This window comes from Vibrio sp. 2-Bac 85, assembly GCF_037546705.1.
GTDB lineage: Bacteria > Pseudomonadota > Gammaproteobacteria > Enterobacterales > Psychromonadaceae > Psychromonas.
In genome coordinates this window covers 160,587-183,002 of record NZ_JALAAB010000002.1, presented here as the reverse complement: position 1 = coordinate 183,002, position 22,416 = coordinate 160,587, and the positions used below count along the sequence as shown (strand labels likewise).

Genomic DNA, 22,416 nt, shown 5'->3' with positions numbered 1-22,416 from the left:
CGTCATTCACATCTTCTCTTTACACTAGTGCAATAGAGATAATTTTTTAATTAATGAAAGGTGTTTCACTATGACAACGAAACAGATAGAAGAATCGGATAGTAAAAAAGGCAAACACGAGGAACTAAAAGCACTCGGTTTTATCATTGTTTTTTTATTTCCAATATTAAGTATTTTCGCTATCGGGGGCTATGGTCTGATTATTTGGTTAATTCAAATATTTGGCGGCGTAGTTCCTCATTAATTTGCGATAAGAAATAACATATAAGGAATAGAAAATGAAATGGTTAATCAACATTTGGAAGACACTGAATAAACCTGCCAAATACCTAACATTGGGTTCAATCAGTCTTACCGCTTTTGTGATGGGAATACTTTTTTGGGGAGGATTTAACACCGCGTTAGAAGCAACTAATACCGAAGAGTTCTGTATCAGTTGTCATAGTATGGAAAGTAAACCTTACCAAGAATTACAACAAACAGTTCATTGGTCTAATCATGCGGGTGTCCGTGCTACTTGCCCTGATTGTCATGTGCCACATGATTGGAGCCGTAAAATAGCGCGTAAAATGGAAGCATCAAGTGATGTTTGGGGGTGGATTTTTAATACCGTCAACACTAGTGAAAAATTTGAAGATAAACGTTTAGAAATGGCTTCTCGTGAGTGGGCTCGTTTCGATCGAGATGACTCTCTAGCCTGTAAGAATTGTCACGAGTATGACTCAATGAAGTGGGATGAAATGTCCACTTTAGCCCAAAAACAGATGAAAAGAGCGGCGGAAAAAGATCAAAGTTGTGTTGATTGCCATAAAGGTATTGCGCATAAATTGCCTGATATGGGCGATGCAAGAGCACCGCAATTGATTGCTGAAGTAGGAAGCGGAGAAAGTCAGTTTAGTAATGATGAGTACTATTTTAGTGCGTTAACAAAACCACTTTTCTTTAGTCCAACGGGCGATGTTGAAGCAGGTACGTTAAATGTCGCGACCAAAGTTAAAGTATTAGAAACCAATGGTAATCGAGTGAAAGTGACGATTGCAGGTTGGCGTAAAAAAATTGGTGCAAGCCGCGTTATATATTTTGATTTTGGTATCAATATGTTGACGGCTCAGTTATCAATAGAAGCAGCTAAAACGGAAGGTGTGATCACTCCCTTTGAAGAAAAAGAAGATGAGTTAACCGGTCTAAAATGGCAACGTGTCGAAACAACTTTATGGACAGAGAAAGAATACTTGCTTACGGAGCAACAACCCCTTTGGGATTATGCGCGTACTACGTTTAGAAAAAGTTGTAGTGTATGTCATACGCAACCAGATGAAGCACATTTTGATGCGAATACATGGCCAGGCATGTTCCAAGGCATGATAGCGTTTGTGAATATGGATGACGATACCCAAGCTTTAGTACAAAAATATTTACAAACACATTCATCTACTTTTGTTAAAAAAGAACATTAATTGGAGTTAAAGATCATGAAAAGAAGAAGCTTTTTAAAGGGTATATTAGCCGCCTCTTACACTATTGCTACTGCCACTTCAGTATTAACACCTTTAAGTGCTTTAGCAAAAACAGGTGCAGCAAAACGTGATGATTGGTTAACGACAGGTTCTCATTTTGGCGCTTTCAAAATTAAGCGAAAAAATGGTGTCATTGACCAAGTCAAACCTTTTGATTTAGATAAATATCCAACGGATATGATCAATGGTATTAAAGGGATGGTTTATAACCCTTCGCGAGTTCGTTACCCAATGGTTCGCTTAGACTTTTTATTAAAAGGTCATAAAAGCGATACCACTCAGCGTGGGGATTACCGTTTTGTTCGTGTGACATGGGATCAAGCATTAACATTATTTAAAAACTCATTGGATAATATACAAACCAATTACGGTCCATCGGGTTTACATGCAGGGCAAACGGGTTGGCGAGCAACGGGACAATTACATTCTAGTATCAACCATATGCAGCGAGCTGTTGGGATGCATGGTAATTTTGTTAAAAAAATTGGTGATTACTCAACAGGTGCCGGTCAAACTATTTTACCTTATGTGTTAGGGTCGACCGAAGTGTATGCTCAGGGGACTTCTTGGCCACTTATTTTAGATAATGCAAACACCATTATTCTTTGGGCAAATGATCCCTATAAAAATTTACAAGTTGGATGGAATGCAGAAACTCATGAAAGTTTCGAGTACCTAGCTCAATTAAAAGAAAAAATTAAACAAGGCAAGATACGTGTGATCAGTATTGATCCAGTGGCGTCAAAAACACAGAATTATTTAGGTTGTGAAAAAATATACGTTAATCCACAAACCGACGTCGCGTTAATGTTGGCTATTGCCTACGAGATTTATACTAATGATTTACATGATAAAGCATTTATTGAAGGTTACAGTTTAGGATTTGATCGTTTTGTTCCTTACCTTACAGGGGAAGAGGATGGAATTCCTAAAACAGTACAATGGGCTGAAAAAATAACAGCAGTACCTGCTGACGTTATTAAACAACTAGCTAAAACGATGGTTGCGGGTCGCACTCAAATATTAATGGGCTGGTGTATTCAGCGTCAACAACACGGTGAACAACCTTATTGGATGGGGGCTGTGTTAGCCACTATGATCGGACAAATTGGTTTGCCTGGTGGTGGTATTAGTTACGGTCATCATTACTCAAGTATTGGTGTGCCTGCAACAAAAGCTTCTGCGCCTGGTGCTTTTCCGCGTAACTTAGATGAAGGTCAAAAACCAATTTTTGATAGTACGGATTTTAAAGGTGCAAGTAGTACGATACCAGTCGCACGTTGGATTGATGCCATTTTATCTCCGGGTAAAGTGATCGATGCAAATGGTAGTAAGGTTACTTACCCTGATATTAAAATGATGGTTTTTTCTGGGAACAATCCTTGGAGTCATCATCAAAATCGTAATCAAATGAAAAAAGCATTCCATAAGTTGGAGTGTGTTGTGTCGATCGATATTAATTGGACTGCGACTTGTCGTTTTTCAGATATTGTATTACCAGCCTGTACCACCTATGAACGTAATGATATTGATATCTATGGTAGTTACGCTAAGCGTGGTGTGCTTGCTATGCAAAAAATGGTCGATCCTTTGTACAACAGCTTATCTGATTACGAAATATTTACGCGCTTTGCAAAATTATTAGGTAAAGAGCAAGAATATACACGTGGCATGACCGAATTTGACTGGTTGAAGAAGCTTTATCACGATTGTAAAGATGCGAATAGCGGTCAATTCGAGATGCCAGAGTTTGATCAATTTTGGCAAGATGGTTATGTCCACTTTGGTGAGGGGGAATTATGGACTCGACACGCAGATTTTAGAGCTGATCCGGAAATAAATCCGCTTGGAACACCGTCTGGTATGATTGAAATTCACAGCAGAAAAATTGAACGTTATCAATATGATGATTGTAAAGGTCATCCTACGTGGATGGAAAAAAGTGAGCGAAGCCATGGTGGCCCAGGTTCAGATAAACACCCAATTTGGATGCAATCTTGTCACCCTGATAAACGTTTGCATTCTCAAATGTGTGAATCAAAATCCTATCGAGAAACCTATTCTGTTCAAGACAGAGAGCCTGTTTATCTGAATCCTGAAGACGCTAAACATCGCGGTATTAAAGATGGTGACGTAGTCAGAGTATTTAATGATCGTGGGCAACTACTTGCTGGTGCAGTTATCAGTGATAATTTCCCGAAAGGGGTTATTCGTATCCATGAAGGTGCATGGTACGGTCCCGTTGGTGATGATGGTAGTACTGCCGCAGGTGCTGAAGTTGGTGCAATATGTAGTTATGGCGATCCAAATACGTTAACTCAAGACATAGGTTCTTCTAAGCTAGCACAAGCTTGTTCTGCCTATACTTGTTCGGTGGACTATGAGAAATTTGTAGGGCACTTACCACCAGTGACGTCATTTAATGGACCGACAGAGATTGCAGTATGAGCCAATTAACAAAACAAGAAGTCACCGAAATTGCGATTGAAAATCAGGCGAGGGCGGTTATCTATGAGTTTCTTTCATCACTTTTTGCAACAGAGCTAGATGAAAGTTTGATCAATCAATTGACCTCTGTACAGGGACGAGAGTTTTTAAGCTCTGTTGCCCTTGAGCCGACATTAGCAGCAAGTATTAACACCATTGTTAATAAGTTAATGGCGCTTAATACAGAGCAAGCTCGACTTGAGTTAGCCGCTGATTTTTGTGGATTATTTTTAATTGATAGCAAAACCTGTGCTTCCCCCTATGCAGGGCAGTATATAAAAGATGATTTGAGTAAAGTAGATACTGGCGAAAATATTAAAAAATCTGATAGAGCATTAGTATTTGGCGAATTACACCAGTTAATGATGACCTATTTAGAAAAAAGTAATATACAAATCAGTAGTGATTTTCCTGAGCCTGCTGATCATATTGCGGTAATACTCGCCTATCTTGCACATCTTAGCTTACATGCAAGCCACGTTAATCAAGTAAACTTTATTAATGTTTATGTATTAAGTTGGTTAGGTGACTTTACTGAGCAAGTGAAACTGCATGACCCAAGCGGTTTTTACACTGCGGTGGCAGAATTAACACTGCAGTGGGTAACGTTAGATATTGAGCAATAGATATTAAGCAATCTATTAAGTAATGAATGTTAAGTAATAAATATTAAGAAAGAGATATTGAATAATAGACAGCTTAATTTATTTCACTTTTAGCCAATAAAAAACCAGTGACCCGTTAATGTTTGTTTGAAACGTTAACGTGTCACTGGCTTTTTCAGTACCAATAATATTGTTCGCCTTTAGTGAGATTGGTATTAATAACCAATAAGCCTTAGCAAATTCTCTGCTGTTTTTATCGCTTCTTTACGGTTTGCAATATTAAGTTTTTGGTACAAGTTCCGAATGTGTGTTTTTATCGTTGTACCTGCCACATCCAACTCCAGTGCAACTTGCTCATTGCTTAATCCAGAATAAATCAAACCTAATACTTGCCACTCTCTTTGCGTTAGCGGACTCGTTCGTACGAGCTCTGGTATATCAGGATGATTCACTAATTGATCTACAAAATTTTCATCAAAATGGGTAGATCGGCTCTTTTGCTTGATAGAAATATCTTTTAACAATTGTAATGTACGGTGTTTTTCAAGCTCGTTTAAGCTAGCGGAGCTACTAAGTTTTTGCAGTAAATGTTCAATATGCACACCATCGACCAAGAAGTTGCTGACCATGCCTGTTTGGTTAGTTAAGCTTAGTGCTTGTTTTAATGTTTCTAATGCCAATACTTCATTACCTATTTTTGTCGCTATAATCGCTTCAATAATCAGATTACGATTATTATCCGTAATTAAATGTGAGGCTTTGGCTTCTAACTGTAAAAAATTTATTGTTATTGTTGCTTGCTCATATTGTTCAAGGGCTATTTCAGCTCTGGCAATGTTACGAACTTGCAGTTGCAAAAAGTGGTTATTTGCTTGCTTCGGGCGAATCGCGGTATCTAACCAGTTTTTTATTGCGTCTAAGTCATTACGAGCTTGCCAGTATAAAAGCAATGATTGTGACGCATGTGCCGACCAATCATCATGATAAGTTGACTGTTGTACAAGGTGTTGTATTTTTTCAATAAAGCGCATAGCTTTATCTAGCTCTCCGCGACTTATTGCTATCATTGCAAGCATTGAATAACAGTGCAGGTGTTTACTAGGCTCTATGTTTCCAAGTACGTTGATCCCTTTATAAGCACATTCTTCAGCTTCATCTAAGCGATTCCAGCACCATAATATTTGCGCTCTGTTACGCAATAAAAATTCATGTAGCGGTAATTGCTGCAATTTTTGTTCTGCAATAAGTTTAAAAGCACTATCTTGTAACTCAAATGCTGCTTGCACAAAACCTTGTGCCAAGAGTATTTCACCCTGCTGTAATATTGCCCATAATGCTTGGTGAAAGAGCTTATGTTGTCTCGCTAATTTCTCTGTTTGTTGCATTAAAGGCAGGGCTCTGTCTAACTGTCCCAATACATGATTTACTTCACCTACTATAGAAGTTGTGATAATTCGATTTCGATAAGCATTAGAATCTAACTGGGTTAATGCGAGCTCAGCAAGTTCAAAGGCTTTTTCAGGCTCACTTCTATTGATAGCAACTTGTGCAAGGAGTGCATTAACTTGACCTTGATCGTTTGTTGTTAACGTAATATTTCGCTTGTCTATCTCTTGCTTAGCCTCAGCAAGCATATTCTCCACTGCGCTATAGCTATGTTGGCTTTGTGCAAGCCAAGCTCTTATCAATGGTAGTTTGATATTTTCGTATAACTTGTCAGGGGACAAACTGTTAATGGCACTTTCTAACTTAGTTAATTCACCGTGATTAAACATTCTCCAACCATGTGCAGAAATGATTTTTGTCAGTAGTTCACCATCATTAACTTTCTGTGCATGGAACATAGCTTGGTGGGGAATATCTAGTTTTAACCATGCTTTTGCCGCTTTGTGATGAAGCGAATTTTCTTCCTGTGGGATCCGCGCTTGACGTTCATGCGCTAGAAACTCAGCAAATAAATTATGAAACCTGAACCAGTTTTGCTCGCCTTCTAAGGGATAAATAAATAAGCCATAGCGATTTAGGTATTCAAGCATACTCAGTGCATCATCTCTTTCTGTTAACTCACTAATCAGTGTATCGTTGAAAGTGCTCAATACAGAACATTGCATTAAAAAGTGACGAGTATCATTATCTAAAAAGTCAAAAACTTCCTCGACAAGGTATTCCCAAAGGTGGCCATTACTAAAACTTGAAACTGATTCAACTGATTGCGCTAATGTTTTTTTGTTATGTTGGGCTTGTAACGCGATAAGTTGTAATGCTGAAGGCCAACCTTCGACATAAGTTCGAAGGTTATCTACAGTAGTATCATCTACGCCCTCGGAAAAACGTTGATTGAAAAAACGGGCTGTTTCATCTGCATCAAAAGCGAGTAGATCATTGTCTATTTCGATCATTAAGTCTCGCACTCTCAGGTTAGCAGTGCCAATAGGGGGGGCAGAACGACTGGTTACAATCAATGTTATATTATCTGGCATATGTTTAAGGAAAAAACGTATCCCTTCATGAATTTCATTTTCTTTAATCAAATGATAGTCATCCAACACTACATAACATTCTTGGTGATAGTTGGATAGTTCACTAAATACCTCTCCAAATAATGATTGTAGCGATGAAAATTGACGTTTCTCAACTAATGTTTGCGCATTGGGGCAGGATTCGTTGGTTGCCTTGTTGATCGCTTGAATAAAATAGTTGATAAAATGAAAAATATCATTGTCATTTTCATCAATACTGTACCAACCAACGTAGGGCTTATCCGTTAACCATTGTGCGGTCATGGTGGTTTTTCCATAACCAGCTGGCGAGCGAAATAGAACCAGCTTATAAAATGGCGCTTGTTGTAATAACTCTAGCACTCGAGGTCTAAGGATTGCGTTATGCAATCTGCCTGGTCTTGTTAGTTTTGATGGGAGCCACATTTGCTTTCTCGTGTTATTAGTTATTTTTATTATAAGGAGCGAGGGTACGCTATAGTGACTAGAATTGACTACTGTGAGGCTTTACATTGCATGACATTACACACATTTTTTAGTGTTTGGTGTAATAGCGATGTGACTCCAATCACGTACTGTATTGAATGCCTAATGCTCGGCCATAGTACTGCTTCCAAAACATCAATCATAAATTATCTAATATAAAGTATATCTAAAGGCATTTTAAAAATGATGACGTACGTCAGTATTTACACCTAATGATATGAATAATAAAGCTTATTTTCATTTTTAAAGTGACTGTTTGTATTTTGAACAGTATTGAGATTAATTTATTAGCTATCAATATCTCGAGAGCTACTTGGTTATCGTTACTTAATAAAGCGACTTGGCACTCATTATCACGCTAGTGCTATCCATTCCTTTTATTATAAAAGGTAATCACTTCTGCATTGATCGGCCTAAGCATTAACTTAACTTTCTACGCCCTTAATACTCCTCCTTATTTAACCCTAAATTGGGAGGATGTTTTGCATTTAATATGAATCCAGAATATGCCTCAGTTAAATAAAACTTAATAAAGGGGCTTTGCCATGAAACCTGTTCAACAAAGAGAATTTGATAAAAAGTTATTTAAAGCTGATCTGTTAAATCACTTAAATACAACTTATGCAAAAACCGAAGAGACTGCGACAACGCGTGACTGGTATCTTGCCTTAGGACGTGCATTAGCAGGGCTAACCACGTTTGATTTATTAGCGACTGAGCAAGATCCTAAAATAAAAAATGCAAAAAGTGTTAATTACTTATCTTTAGAGTTTTTGATTGGCCGACTGACAGGTAATAACCTAATTAGCATGGGTATTTACGATCAAATTAACGATGCGATGCAAGAAATGGGGCATAGCCTATCGGATTTACTTGAAGAAGAGCGTGACCCTTCATTAGGAAATGGTGGTCTTGGTCGTTTAGCAGCTTGTTTTATGGATTCATGTGCTGCCCAAGAATTTCCTGCAATTGGCTATGGGCTACATTACGAGTATGGGCTTTTCAAACAATCCTTTGAGCACTGCCATCAAAAAGAAGCACCAGATGCATGGCGAGGAGTAGAGGGTTACCCATGGGAAGTTGCACGTCCAGAATATGCACAGGAAATAGGATTTTACGGGCATGTACAGCCTGTCGTAGAAAATGGCAAAGAAAAGCGCCGCTGGGTACCCGGTATGTTCGTAAAAGGCATGCCATGGGATCTCCCGATTGTTGGTTACCAAAGCAATACTGTTTATCCGTTACGTTTATGGGAATGTCAGGCGATTGCACCATTCTCATTAGAAAGTTTTAATAATGGACATTATTTTGAAGCACAACATGCACTCATCGATGCTGGTAATATCACCAAAATTCTATATCCAAATGATAATCACGAAAAAGGTAAAACACTGCGTTTAATGCAGCAATACTTTCATAGTGCCGCGTCAATCAAAGACATTTTACGTCGTCACGATGAATCTGGGCTTAAACTTCAAGACCTTGCTCAATATGAATCCATACAGCTCAACGATACTCATCCAACCATCGCTATTCCAGAATTAATGCGTATTTTGATTGATGAAAGAGACATGAGTTGGGACGATGCTTGGGCTATCTGTAGCAAAACATTTGCCTATACCAATCATACGCTACTGCCTGAAGCGCTAGAAACTTGGTCTGAATCATTGATTCAAAGCTTATTACCTCGACATATGGAAATTATATTCCATATCAATCACTTATTTATGCAAGAAGTACGAGAAAAATGGCCGGGTGATGTTGAGAAACAACGTAAATTATCCATTATTCAAGATGGTTTTCATCGTAATGTTCGTATGGCAAATCTATGTGTAGTCGGTTCTTATGCGGTTAATGGTGTTGCCGCTTTACATTCAGCCTTAGTCAAACGTGATTTATTTCCTGAGTTTGATGAGTTGTATCCTAACCGTTTACAAAATATCACTAATGGCATTACCCCTCGTCGTTGGTTGAAGTTCTGTAATCCTGCATTGTCTAATTTAATCACCGATAAAATAGGTGATCAATGGCCTGCGGACTTAAGTCAACTTAACCAAATCGCTGAGTTTGCTGAAGATAGTCAATTCCAAAATGATTATATGAATGTAAAAAAATTGAATAAACAACGTTTAGCTAGTTGGGTTAAGCAACATATGGATATTGAGCTAGATAGTGATGCTATTTTCGATGTGCAAATTAAACGTTTACATGAATATAAGCGCCAGCATTTAAACTTATTACATATTTTGTCGCTTTATTATCGTTTATTAAACGAGCCTACCTTTGACATGGTACCTCGCGTTGTATTCTTTGCTGCAAAAGCAGCACCGGGTTACCACCTTGCAAAAGAGATCATATTTGCAATAAATAAAATTGCTGAAACTATTAATAATGATCAGCGCATCGACGGTAAGTTGAAAGTGGTATTTATCCCTGATTATCGTGTCAGCATCGCAGAAATCATTATTCCGGCGGCAGATGTTTCTGAGCAAATATCAACGGCAGGTAAAGAAGCATCAGGCACCGGGAACATGAAAATGGCATTAAATGGTGCACTCACTATCGGCACAATGGATGGTGCAAATGTAGAAATTCGTGAAGAAGTAGGCGACGATAATATTTATATTTTTGGGCTCGATGTTGATGGCGTTGAAGCGGTATTAAGACGAGGTTATAACCCCTTCGATTACTATCATACTAACCCGTTATTAAAAGCGTCATTGGACTTGTTACTTGGAGATATATTTACACCTAAAGAGCCAGGAAGATTGCGTACTATTTATGATGCGTTGTTGGATGGCGGTGATCCTTACCTGTGTTTAGCGGACTTTGCATCTTATATTCATGCGCATGAAGCGATGGATAAACAATACCGAGATAAAAAAGGCTGGGCGCGTAAAGCGATTATGAATACTGCCTTGGTAGGTAAGTTTAGCTCAGACCGTTCTATTCGTGACTATGCTAATAATATTTGGAAGTTATCAGCAGTGCATCGTTAGTCCCATTGAGTGAAGTATGTTGTCACGCTTCACTTTTATTTTTTATTAATTTATATGCCCATTTCATAATAGTCGCCATTATAAATGCTTAATTCATTTATAAAAAAGGATCAAAAAGTAATGGGCTCACATTAAACAGTGATATTGATTAGCTGACATGCATTGATATTACGCATCAAGATTGAGTAGGGTTGATAGTCTTTTAGTCAATAAATTGGCCATGGTTTTGCAATTAGTTTTTACAATCGGTTTTTATAATTATTTTTTATAATCGGTTTTTGCTGAGTGTTTTTACATTTGGATAGAGAGAATACCCTTCAATATCCTTATTAACAGCAACGAGCTAATGGTTGGTCATGATTTTTATTAACGAGTCTTGATATTATACCCACGGAGAGAGCAATGAACGAACAATCAGTATTAAAAAAAGTAGCCAAAATGGCTAAAATCTCAGACCACTATATTAGTGCTTGGGGAAATGAGGCTTATGTTAAAGATGAAACCATCGAACAACTGTTAAGTGCGTTAGGCTACGATACGACTGATGATAAAACGTTGTTGAAATCTGCACAGAAAAGGCATAAAAGTAAAATATTAGCCCCGGTCAAAGTGATTAAGGATCTACAACAACCTATTGAAATTGAATTAAACCTTGGTTTAACTGTTCGAGAAAGCGAATTTAGTTGGCAAGTTATTACCGAAAGTGGCGATGTTTTAGAAGGTTATTTACAGTCACAGGTGATCAAAGATGAGCGCATAAATGGTGGAGCGCTTATTTTTCAATTGCCTAAATTACCTTTAGGGTATCACCAGTTAACGGTTACTCGTAAACGCCGTAAAAACCCGTATCAAATGACTATCATCATTACGCCCGAATCTTGTTACAAGCAGTCGAGTTTACATAAAGGTGAAAAATTATGGGGACCAAGCATTCAACTTTATACTGTTCGTACTGCGTATAACTGGGGAATAGGAGATTTTGGCGATCTCAAGCAACTAATAACAGAAGTCGCTTCCCGTGGTGGAGATTTTATTGGCCTAAACCCGATTCATGCACTTTTTCCTGCCAATCCAGAGGGAGCCAGTCCATATAGTCCTTCTTCTCGTCATTGGTTGAACATTATGTATATTGATGTGACAGCCATCCCCGAGTTTGTATTGAGTAGTGCGGCGCAGCAGAAAGTGGGTTGTATCGAATTTCAGCAACGTCTCAAAAGTGTGCGTAAAGATGAATGGGTTAACTACAGCGAAGTAGCGGCATTAAAATTAAGTGTATTGCCCCTTTTATTTAAAGAATTTGAAATTAGACATCTTGCTAAAGAAACAGAACGTGCGGAGGCTTTTAATGATTTTGTCGCGCAGGGGGGAGAAAGCTTACAGCATCAAGCGGTATTTGATGCGCTACATGCTCACTTGTATCAACAGGATCCTTCTATTTGGGGTTGCCCAGTATTTCCAAATAAATATAGTAAGTTCAATAATATCGAAGTACATCAGTTCATTACACAAAATAGATCACTGGTTGAGTCTTATTTATATTATCAATGGATTGCAGATACACAGATTAATGAAGCTCAACAGTTTGCAGAAGAATGTGGAATGTCGGTCGGCTTATACCGTGATTTGGCAGTAGGAGAAGCAAGTTCAGGTTCGGCAAGTTGGGCGGACAATGGATCGTTAGTCCTTGATGCAAGCATTGGTGCGCCACCGGATGTGTTTGGGCCATTAGGGCAAAATTGGGGGCTACCACCTCTGAATCCTCAAGTACTTAAGGATTCAGGTTATGCTCCTTTCATTGCGTTATTAAGGGCTAATATGAAACATTGTGGAGCCTTAAGAATTGATCATGTTTTGGGTTTATTACGCTTATGGTGGGTTCCTAAAAATAAAACTGCGGCAGAAGGGGCATATATTTATTATCCCGTTGAAGATTTATTAGCTATTTTAGCGCTTGAGTCGCATCGTCATCAATGTGCTGTCATTGGTGAGGATTTAGGTACAGTGCCAGACGAAATTGTCGATATACTGGCAAGCGCAGGTATCCACTCTTATAAATTGTTTTTTTTCGAATTCGCTGAAGACGGCGGTTTTTTTTCGCCTACTCATTATACAGAACAATCAATGTCAGCACTTTGCACGCACGATATGCCAACGGTTAGAGGGTTCTGGCATTGTGAAGACCTACGTATGGGTAAAGAACTTGGCTTGTATCCAGATCCTGTACAATTAAAAGCTTTATATGATGAACGACTACGGTCTAAACAAGAAATATTAAATAGTCTTGCCTGGCATGGCTTTCTACCTGAGGGTGTGGGCAGAGACGCTGCCTTTGTTCCAATGGACAGCTACTTGAGTGAAGCACTACATTTGCACCTCGCTGCCGGTTCATCTGCGTTGTTTAGTGTGCAACTTGAAGATTTGTTAGAAATGGATATGCCTGTCAATATACCTGGAACGGTCAATGAATATCCTAATTGGCGACGTAAATTATCAGTTAACATCGATGATATTTTTCAAAAACAGTCGGTAAATCGCTTAGCTAAACAAATGACCCAATTGCGCTTAAAAGCTAGCCATTAATTGTTTGTGCTGGAGAGCATATTCTCTCTAGCTGTCATCGCAGATCAATATAATCGGTAATAAAGCCTTGCTTAGCAAAGCTTTATTACCCGTTTAAAATTGCTATTCGTTTGGGATTTTCCTATCAATTTAAGCCCTTATTTAAATATTCACTTAACTATCAACTTAACTATCAACTTAACTATCAACTTAGTTATCAATTTAGCTATCAATTTAGCTATCAATTTAGCTATCAATTTAGCTATCAATTCAATTTTCAACATTAATCATTCAACACATCCAGTTCCTTAATTCACATTATCATTAAGCTGGGTCAGTATTCAGCCACTTAAATACTTAATTAATACAGCAGCTTAAGTGCAATTACTTAAGTGCAAGCCTAGATTCGTATAATAAGTGGCTTCATCAAATAATTTGATGTCGTCATTCTATCTAGTCATTTCCTACAGAATAAATAACATAAGCGTTGTAAATAGAGTCTGTTGTAATAAAGGTAATTGTTGAATTATAAGCGATATCGAGTTTCTGATTGTTTATAGAGTGTGTCGGTTATGGGTTATTGGCTTTTGTGTGCGGGAAGGGTGAAATCATCAGTTGTAAGTTATTAATATATATTGAATTGCCAATGTTGGAACAAAAGGTGTTGGAATAGTAAATGCTGCACTATTTGCTCAGTATCTGTGAGCATTTACTATTGAATTTATATTATTGTTAATCTTGTCTTTATTTTTCAGCGATCATCGCATCATAATCAACACCGCTTTCACGGTGCAGACGGCGACAGGCTATGCCATCTCTATGGAATAAATGACAGCGATGTGCAGTTAAACCAACATTGTATTTTTGGCCTACTTCCACATCCAGTGTATCTGCTGCTCTATATATGACATCGGCATCTGCACTGGCAAGGTTCATGTAAATTTGGGTTTCATTACCTAACTTTTCTACAATCTGTACTTTACCCTCGATAGTGGCATCGGCTTGTTCTGCATTGAGTAAATGTTCAGGGCGAATACCCAGTGACATTCGATCGCCTATATTCACGGTTTTACCTTCGACAGATATCCAAAAGCTTTCATTATTTGCTAGTTTGACTTTGACCCGTTCATCCTCAGTATCTTCAATCGATACGCTCATGAAGTTCATTTTAGGCGACCCAATAAAGCCGGCTACAAAACGATTGATTGGATAGTGATATAGTTCAAGAGGGCGACCCACTTGTGATACTGAACCCGCATCTAATACTACGATTTTATCGGCCATTGTCATTGCTTCTACTTGATCATGAGTCACGTAGATCATGGTGCAACCAAGTTTACGTTGCAGTTTAGTAATTTCACTGCGCATATTGACACGCAATGCGGCATCCAAATTAGACAGCGGTTCATCAAGCAAAAAGACGTTTGGCTGTGATACCAGTGTTCTGCCAATGGCAACACGTTGTCGTTGCCCACCTGAAAGTGCTTTAGGTTGACGTTCAAGTAAGTGAGTTAATTGTAAAATATCCGCCACATGATGAACACGTGTATCTATTTCAGATTTTTTGGCTTTAGCTAACTTTAAACCAAAGGACATGTTGTCGTAGAGGTTGAGATGCGGATAGAGTGCGTAGGATTGAAATACCATACCAACACCACGTTTTGATGGTTCAACATCATTCATACGTTCTTCACCGATGTATAAATCACCAGAAGTAATTTCTTCAAGGCCTGCTATACATCGTAAAAGTGTGGATTTACCACAACCCGATGGACCAACAAAGACGACCAGTTCGCCTTCTTTTATTTCAAGATCGACATTTTTAGAGATAAGTAGCTTGTCGTAAGCTTTACATACATTTTTTAAGGTGACACTGGTCATGTAGTTTGTCCTCGATTAATTTTTATGTTTACGCTCATGATTTCTGTTGTTTATTCCTGAACTCTTATTTCGGAATTTTTTATTTCTGAAATTTGAAATCATTAATTGTGTTTTATATTAATAAATAATTGCTGCCGTTGATGTATCCTTATTACAACATTTCTTTTTATTAACAACGAACTAACTAAATACACTTTATAAATACCTAGGTTGCATAATTTGTTATGTAAATGGTAGTAAAAAAGTCTAAATATTAGCGATAAATAGATTTTATTGGCTATTTATGACCGCTGTTAGGAATCGTTAAAACAAAAATGTAAATAACACGATTACAATCTATTACTAGTGGTTGATAGTTTGCTTATTTTAGACCACCTACACATCATCCTAGTGCAATAATTTATAGGAGGAGGAGGGAGGAGGGGGCTGACAAATCTTGTTCAACAAAATACAGATGTCATTCCAATAAATTGTATTAATTATGATGATTGCTATCACATAAACATGGAATTTGAGATCTTGATCGAGGTTATAGGTGGAGCTGTGTCACGAAAATAGAGTCGAACCCATGGGGCGTAGTGGATAGGAGGATGATTAAGCGTTTTAACTTCTAGATAATAAAGTTCGAAATATGGCTTACCCAACGGCTAGCCCTTCATCACAACTAAAAAGGATATTAACATGAAAAAAAATCTAAGTATCGTTGCGCTTTGCACCATGGCTGCATTGGGTTCTTTTAATGCCAACGCGGCGATTGAAGAGGGGCAGCTTACTATCTGGATCAACGGTGACAAAGGGTACAATGGACTTGCTGAAGTCGGCCAACGTTTTGAAGAAGATACTGGTATTAAAGTTACTGTTGCTCACCCTGATGCACTACAAGAAAAATTTCCACAAACGGCATCAACGGGCGATGGTCCTGATATCGTTTTTTGGGCTCATGACCGTTTTGGTGGATACGCAGAAGCAGGTTTGCTAGTTGAAGTTACCCCTTCTAAAGAAGTGAAAAACGGTATTGTCGATTTTGCATGGGATGCTGTGCAGTATAAAGGTAAATTCATTGGTTACCCTGTGGCTATTGAAGCGTTATCACTTATTTATAATAAAGATTTAATTGCTACACCTCCAGAGAATTGGGAAGACATCACCGCGCTGAATACTAAACTTCAAAAAGATGGTAAATCTGCGATTATGTGGAACTTAAAAGAACCTTACTTTACTTGGCCTTTAATGGCAGCTGATGGGGGCTATGCTTTTAAGCCAACGTCTACCGGTTATGATATTAAAAACGCTGGTATTAATAATGCGGGTGTAAAAGGAGCAATGACGTTTGTTAAAAAATTGATCGATAACAAGGTTATTTCTCCTGATATGGATTATTCCGTGTCTGAATCTGAATTTACCAAAGGCAATGTAGCAATGACCATTAACGGTCCTTGGTCTTGGGGAAATATTGAGAAAGCCGGCATTAATTATGGTGTGACTACGTTACCTAAATTTAATGGTAAAGATTCTAAACCATTTGTTGGTGTATTGACCGCGGGTATTAGTACTGCTTCACCTAATAAAGACCTTGCTGTTGAGTTTATAGAAAACTACCTACTTACTAACGAGGGTTTACGTAATATTAATAATGATAAACCGCTTGGTGCTGTTGCATTGAATTCATTTCAAAAAGAGTTAGCTACAGATGCTCGCATTGCGGCAACCATGAATAATGCAAAAAATGGTGAAATAATGCCAAATATTCCACAAATGGGTGCTTTCTGGGAAAGTGCAAAAAATGCAATTATCAATATCGTTGATGGTCGTCAAGCAGTAGATGCAGCGCTTGCAGATGCAGAAAAACGAATGGTCAAATAATGACGTTGTTAAGGAGTGAACATCAAGTTTATTCCTTAACACTGGAGAAAGCATTGCTTTCTCCTCATTTTAATTTTTTATCGACACCATCAATAATGCATCACTAATGAATAATGATGAAAAATAGTTAGTGATGGAGTTGATTTTAGTTAACAGGGTTCTATATGCAGTCAGTTCAAGGTTCTGGTGCCATTGCACCATCTCCACTTCCTATCAGTTGGGGAGTGATAATAAAATGGGCCATTCTAGTTTCAGTTGCTATCGTAAACGGTTATGCGTCGATTGTAATGTACTCTCGTGGAGAGCTTGCATTTGCATTACTTACGGTCATATTAACGTCATTGGCACTGTATATTTTTGGTAGTAAAAAAACCTATGCTCATCGCTATATATATCCTGGTATTGCGGGCATGATCCTATTTATTTTGTTTCCATTGGTTTATACCACTAGCCTCGCATTTACTAACTACAGTGCAAAAAACCAATTAACTATAGAGCGGGCACAAAGTGTCTTGTTGGATAGAACATTTCAGAGCGGTCAAAGTTATCCATTTAATCTCTATCAGACAGAGCAAGGTTTCCGTATAGCGGTCATTGTTAATGGCGAAACACTGGCGACAGATGATTTTTCAATGGATGTTGCTGCCGGACAAAATGTTGATCTTAAGGCTGTACAAAAAGTTGATGGTAAAAAACAAAAAATAAAATCGATCATCAAGAATAGGGCGAAGCTCAACAACATCAATTTAACTTTGCCAGACGGCAAAGTGGTGGGCATGAGTGGGCTACGAAAATTTGCCGCGATACAACCTCTTTATAGTATGCAATCCGATGGCGAAACATTATTAAACAATGAAACCGAGCAGCGACTTAAAGCGAATATGGAAATAGGATTCTATCAAGTCGTTAATGAAAATAATGCGTTTATAGGTGACCCTATTTCACCTGGTTTTGTAGTTAATGTCAGTACTGCAAATTTTGAGAAGGTATGGAAAGATGAAGGGATTAAAGAACCTTTTATAGGGATCTTTATTTGGACCGTTGTATTTTCAGCATTGTCAGTTTTTTTGACCTTAATTATCGGTTTGGTGTTAGCGAGTGTAGTGCAATGGGAAGCACTAAAAGGGCGTGCAGTATATCGAGTATTATTGATATTGCCTTATGCAGTTCCTGCCTTTATCTCTATTCTTATTTTTAAAGGGTTATTTAACCAAAGTTTTGGTGAAATAAATATGGTATTAGAAGCCTTATTCGGCATCAGTCCAGCTTGGTTTTCAGACCCAATAACCGCAAGAACCATGGTAGTAATTGTTAATACTTGGCTTGGTTTCCCTTATATGATGATCCTGTGTATGGGGCTTTTAAAAGCTATACCGCAAGATCTTTATGAGGCGTCTGCAATCGATGGTGCTGGACCATTAAAAAACTTTACTAAGATTACTTTCCCTCTAATGATTAAACCATTAACACCGTTATTAATTGCAAGTTTTGCTTTTAACTTTAATAACTTTGTAATGATTTACCTATTAACGGGTGGTGGACCGAATATGATTGGCACTACTGAGCCAGCAGGTTATACAGACTTATTAGTGAGCTATACCTACCGTATTGCATTTGAAGGAACTGGCGGACAAGACTTTGGTCTAGCAAGTGCCATTGCAACAATTATTTTCCTATTAGTGGGCGGCTTAGCATTGCTAAATCTTCGCTTCACAAAACTCGAACAAGATTAAGGGGACTTTCGATGGCTATAGTACAAGGCAAAAATTTAAAATACAGAGTATGGGCAACACATATAGGACTTTGGGTTTTTCTATCATTTATTATCTTCCCATTATTAATGGTAGTCGCGATCTCATTACGTGAAGGCAACTTTGCAACAGGCAGCTTGATCCCCGAAAATCCATCACTAGAGCACTGGAAGCTGGCGTTAGGTTTTTCTGTTACTAATGCCGATGGTAGTATCACGCCGCCTCCGTTTCCAGTATTAACCTGGTTGTGGAATTCAATTAAAATTGCGAGTATCTCTTCAATTTTAATTGTCGCTCTTTCAACAACTTCTGCTTATGCTTTTGCGCGTATGAAGTTTGGTGGTAAAAGTGCCATTTTGAAAGCGATGATGATTTTCCAAATGTTTCCCGCAGTATTGGCATTAGTTGCTCTGTATGCCTTATTCGATAAATTAGGACAATACATTCCATTTCTTGGATTAAATACCCATGGTGGATTGATTTTTGCTTATTTAGGCGGGATTGCTCTGCATGTTTGGACCATCAAAGGATACTTTGAGACCATCGATAACTCACTTGAAGAAGCGGCCGCTTTAGATGGTGCTACACCTTGGCAAGCGTTCCGCTTAGTGTTGTTGCCTTTATCGGTTCCGATATTAGCAGTTGTGTTTATCCTTTCGTTTATTGCTGTAGTTGGTGAGGTGCCTGTAGCTTCACTCTTATTATCCGATGTTGATAACTATACGTTAGCAGTCGGCATGCAACAGTACTTATATCCTCAAAACTATTTATGGGGTGATTTTGCAGCAGCAGCGGTACTCTCGGCATTACCTATTACTGGTGTGTTTTTACTAGCACAGCGTTGGTTAGTGGGCGGATTAACGGCTGGAGGTGTTAAAGGGTAGTATTCTTAACTTTTAGAACGATTTAATAAACGCAATTTATCCCACCTTGTAAATTGCGTTTTTTTTAACTATTTTAAGCCTACTTTAATCATCATTGATTGACTCACTTACTAATTGATTTTATAAATGGCGGTACTCCCTCTTAATTTTTAATTGTACGAGCTTATTAACCTTATAATTGCTTTTCTGCGCAGCTATAAACTAAACAGTTGTATATTTCCCTTCTTTTTTATCTATACAATTTATTTTATTGGTAGTGTGAATGAATGCTTTTTTAAGAAAAAAAACGTAAATAGCCTCGTTCAGAGTAGTTCTGAATGTATATATATCGCTGTACTAAAGGCGCTAAAAGAAAATACTATTGAAAGTGAAGATTTCTTCGTCAAGTTATGGAAAGGTTTGGTATGTTGAGATTGGTTTAGGATTGGTATTAAGGCTATTGATAGAACTAGATTCAAGGTTGGCTTTTATTAATCTCTAAATGAACTAGAACAGTTCGATTGTATTGTTACTCATTTACACACTCACACTATCTTGATGGCGTTATTGCAGTGGCTTTAGCATCATGAGGGCATTAATAGGCCTTGATTTATGACTATTAATTATAGAGGGCTCTTTGTTTATAAGCAGTTGCTTATAAACAAAGAAGTGAATTGTCTCAATATTGTCAGTCTTTTTACTTCATTGAGACAATTGATGTAATCGGTTAATGGCCGAAAAAAGCAACCACAACGGTATCGTCTTTCAAAATTCTACTAAATACGTAAGCATTGTCATGTTTGATTACGTTATGTTTTCCTGCTCCTATTGCAGAATGATCCTTTCTGAATTTAGCAATAGTTTTCCAATGAGTTAGCAAGGATTGACGGTCTTTATCTAAATCCCACACCATGTCAGAGCGTGTGCCTTGATGAAAATCATCAGCATATGGACCAATTTTTCTCGCCACTTCATCTCCATAATAAATTTGTATCGCGCCGGGAGTCAGCAGCAATGCGTTTGCAGCATTTCTTTGCATATCTAGAGAGTTAAAGCGACTGAAAAATAGCTCAGTATCATGTGACGACATATAACTGACAGGATTGAAGTCTTTGTTTTCTTGTATAGTATTAGCATAGTTTTGATAGGTAGCATTCATTTGGCTGAAACAAGCTGCGCCTTTATCCATTTTCTTTTGCAAATCGAAATTAATCAAAGCATCAAATCCATCATCAAAGTAAGGACTACGATAAGCTGTATGTCCCCACACTTCACCCATCATAAAAAAGGGTAAACCAGATTCATCATTATTGTTACGCCAAGTTTCTAGGCTGTTAATACTTTCTGATTTCAACTTTTTCCAAACACTAGGTTGAACATGCTTGAGGGTGTCGATCCTAAATCCATCGATACCAAATCGTTTCACCCAATCGGTTTGCCATTCGATTAAATAATCTGAAACAGTAAAATTAGCGCGTTTAGCAACACGCGTACCTGGGTTATTGAGTAGCCATTCAGGAGGTGTTACCGCTTTGGTGGACTCTGTTATCATATCGGGTAACCCTGCTAAAGAGGATGTGATATCACTATTCCCTGGTGACTGATAACCGGGAAATGTTGCTCTTATCCAATCTTTTCCCCACCAATGTTGCCATTGTGAACTTTTATAATTTATTTGCTGGTGAAAGCTATGCCAGTTTTGTCCTGACATGGGCTTCCAAGCAGACCATTGAGGCGGCCAATTGGGCTGAGGTGTCACAACATCGATTTTATCGAATTGAAGATCGGCTAAGGTAGCATAACCAGCATGGTTAATGACTACGTCTAGTAGTATTTTCATTCCGCGTTTATGCGCCTGTTTGACTAACTCATTTAAGTCTTCGTCATCTCCAAAATTTTGGTCAATTTTAGTAAAGTCCCGTGTCCAGTAACCATGGTATGCATAAAAGGGAAAACTGCCTTTATCTCCACCGCCTACAAACCCATGTACCTGCTCAACAATCGGAGATAGCCAAATGGCGTCAGTGCCTAAACTTTTGATGTAATCCAGTTTTTGAGTGACACCTTTAATATCGCCACCATGAAATGTACCGACTTCATCTAGGCTATCCTTATCGCGTCCATAGGATTGATCATTACTGGTATCTGCATTATTAAAGCGGTCAATCATTACAAAGTAAATATTTGCGTTTTTCCAATTTAATGGAGCTTGTTGTTGAGTCGCGCCTGCTGCGGGTAACTTTTCAAGTAAAACTAATCCACTGCTATCGGGTGAAGGTGTAAGTGTTACCTTATTATTCTTAACCTCGACAACACGGCCTGAGTAAGCATCTCGTAATTTTGTGGATTCTTTGTATAGATTGTTCAGATTAATAGTAACTTCGCCACCTGAATAGGCTTCGCATTGCACATTGGGAAGAGGGCGTTTAAACGTAGTCTTTTGAGCCGTTTTAGGTTGCCGATTAATTCTTAAAGAAGGGGGGCTTTCATTAAATGTGAATGCATAATCCCCGCTAAAACGGATCTGTAAATCAAGTTCTGTCGGTGAACCACAATTTAATGCTAAGGGTTTATTAAATTTTACTTTTTTCACGCTGTCAGGAGCACATTTACCATCAATCTCAGAGATAGTTATGGTGTAATTATCTTTAGAAAGCTGGACAATCAAGGGGCGCTCATCATCGAGTGCAAACTGTCGACTATTTGTCGTGGTAGAAATTGCAATATTGGCCGCAAAAACGTTCGGAGCACCAATTAATAATGTGAGAAAAAGAGTATTGAGTTTCATTATTTTACCTTCTTTTAATTACCTTCAGACATCATATAAAATAGTTTCCCTCGATACATCAACCGTACATCTACGCCCCTTGCTTTCAACGTAGACCTCTATTGTCAATTTTTTAAGGA

12 protein-coding genes are annotated in these 22,416 nt (G+C 38.1%); 9 read left to right on the top strand and 3 right to left on the bottom strand.

Going from position 1 to position 22,416, the window contains the following annotated elements:
* The first annotated feature begins 70 nt into the window (after positions 1–70).
* Genes torE through torD form a run of 4 tightly spaced genes read left to right on the top strand, consistent with a single transcriptional unit; the run spans position 71 to position 4,630 of the window.
* Entirely contained in the window at positions 71–244 is a 174-nt protein-coding gene (torE, locus tag MT390_RS03660; RefSeq protein WP_028870298.1) for a trimethylamine N-oxide reductase system protein TorE, read from the top strand.
* A gap of 34 nt (positions 245–278) precedes the next feature.
* Positions 279–1,457 (top strand): pentaheme c-type cytochrome TorC, encoded by a 1,179-nt coding sequence (gene torC, locus MT390_RS03655; protein WP_028870297.1) that lies wholly within the window; start codon positions 279–281, stop codon positions 1,455–1,457.
* Positions 1,458–1,472: 15 nt separating this feature from the next.
* Entirely contained in the window at positions 1,473–3,965 is a 2,493-nt protein-coding gene (torA, locus tag MT390_RS03650) for a trimethylamine-N-oxide reductase TorA (protein WP_499439660.1), read from the top strand.
* Entirely contained in the window at positions 3,962–4,630 is a 669-nt protein-coding gene (torD, locus tag MT390_RS03645) for a molecular chaperone TorD (protein WP_499439659.1), read from the top strand. Before torA ends, torD begins: the two co-directional genes overlap by 4 nt.
* A gap of 194 nt (positions 4,631–4,824) precedes the next feature.
* Here the strand turns inward: torD and malT are convergent, their stop codons facing one another.
* Positions 4,825–7,533 carry an HTH-type transcriptional regulator MalT gene (gene malT / locus MT390_RS03640; protein ID WP_499439658.1) on the bottom strand — a complete coding sequence of 903 codons (2,709 nt, stop codon included), beginning with the start codon at positions 7,531–7,533 and terminating at the stop codon, positions 4,825–4,827.
* Positions 7,534–8,138: 605 nt separating this feature from the next.
* On the opposite strand from malT, the gene MT390_RS03635 reads away from it, so the two are divergent.
* The gene (locus MT390_RS03635) at positions 8,139–10,592 is read left to right on the top strand and encodes a glycogen/starch/alpha-glucan phosphorylase (RefSeq protein WP_499439657.1); all 2,454 of its coding nucleotides are present in this window, start codon (positions 8,139–8,141) and stop codon (positions 10,590–10,592) included.
* Positions 10,593–10,994: 402 nt separating this feature from the next.
* On the top strand, positions 10,995–13,172 hold the full coding sequence (malQ, locus tag MT390_RS03630) for a 4-alpha-glucanotransferase (protein WP_499439656.1): 2,178 nt from the start codon (positions 10,995–10,997) through the stop codon (positions 13,170–13,172).
* Between the two features lie 723 nt (positions 13,173–13,895).
* Here malQ and malK read toward each other — a convergent pair.
* Positions 13,896–15,032: a maltose/maltodextrin ABC transporter ATP-binding protein MalK gene (malK, locus tag MT390_RS03625; protein ID WP_166371342.1), complete on the bottom strand. Its 1,137-nt coding sequence runs from the start codon at positions 15,030–15,032 to the stop codon at positions 13,896–13,898.
* A gap of 681 nt (positions 15,033–15,713) precedes the next feature.
* Here malK and malE point away from each other — a divergent pair.
* The 3 genes from malE (at position 15,714) to malG (ending at position 19,530) form a co-directional block, all read left to right on the top strand.
* On the top strand, positions 15,714–16,895 hold the full coding sequence (malE, locus tag MT390_RS03620) for a maltose/maltodextrin ABC transporter substrate-binding protein MalE (RefSeq protein WP_499439654.1): 1,182 nt from the start codon (positions 15,714–15,716) through the stop codon (positions 16,893–16,895).
* 164 nt (positions 16,896–17,059) lie between these two features.
* Positions 17,060–18,628: a maltose ABC transporter permease MalF gene (gene malF, locus MT390_RS03615; RefSeq protein ID WP_499439653.1), complete on the top strand. Its 1,569-nt coding sequence runs from the start codon at positions 17,060–17,062 to the stop codon at positions 18,626–18,628.
* 11 nt (positions 18,629–18,639) lie between these two features.
* Positions 18,640–19,530, top strand: coding sequence for a maltose ABC transporter permease MalG (gene malG / locus MT390_RS03610; RefSeq protein WP_166371348.1), 891 nt, complete (start codon positions 18,640–18,642; stop codon positions 19,528–19,530).
* Positions 19,531–20,236: 706 nt separating this feature from the next.
* On the opposite strand, the gene MT390_RS03605 is transcribed toward malG, so the two are convergent.
* The gene (locus tag MT390_RS03605) at positions 20,237–22,297 is read right to left on the bottom strand and encodes an alpha-amylase (RefSeq protein WP_499439651.1); all 2,061 of its coding nucleotides are present in this window, start codon (positions 22,295–22,297) and stop codon (positions 20,237–20,239) included.
* Positions 22,298–22,416 lie beyond the last annotated feature (119 nt).

Bases quoted from the DNA above. Each gene is read 5' to 3' on its own strand.
- torE (WP_028870298.1), top strand. From the start codon at position 71: ATGACAACGAAACAGATAGAAGAATCGGATAGTAAAAAAGGCAAACAC.
- torC (WP_028870297.1), top strand. From the start codon at position 279: ATGAAATGGTTAATCAACATTTGGAAGACACTGAATAAACCTGCCAAA.
- torA (WP_499439660.1), top strand. From the start codon at position 1,473: ATGAAAAGAAGAAGCTTTTTAAAGGGTATATTAGCCGCCTCTTACACT.
- torD (WP_499439659.1), top strand. From the start codon at position 3,962: ATGAGCCAATTAACAAAACAAGAAGTCACCGAAATTGCGATTGAAAAT.
- malT (WP_499439658.1), bottom strand. From the start codon at position 7,533: ATGTGGCTCCCATCAAAACTAACAAGACCAGGCAGATTGCATAACGCA.
- MT390_RS03635 (WP_499439657.1), top strand. From the start codon at position 8,139: ATGAAACCTGTTCAACAAAGAGAATTTGATAAAAAGTTATTTAAAGCT.
- malQ (WP_499439656.1), top strand. From the start codon at position 10,995: ATGAACGAACAATCAGTATTAAAAAAAGTAGCCAAAATGGCTAAAATC.
- malK (WP_166371342.1), bottom strand. From the start codon at position 15,032: ATGACCAGTGTCACCTTAAAAAATGTATGTAAAGCTTACGACAAGCTA.
- malE (WP_499439654.1), top strand. From the start codon at position 15,714: ATGAAAAAAAATCTAAGTATCGTTGCGCTTTGCACCATGGCTGCATTG.
- malF (WP_499439653.1), top strand. From the start codon at position 17,060: ATGCAGTCAGTTCAAGGTTCTGGTGCCATTGCACCATCTCCACTTCCT.
- malG (WP_166371348.1), top strand. From the start codon at position 18,640: ATGGCTATAGTACAAGGCAAAAATTTAAAATACAGAGTATGGGCAACA.
- MT390_RS03605 (WP_499439651.1), bottom strand. From the start codon at position 22,297: ATGAAACTCAATACTCTTTTTCTCACATTATTAATTGGTGCTCCGAAC.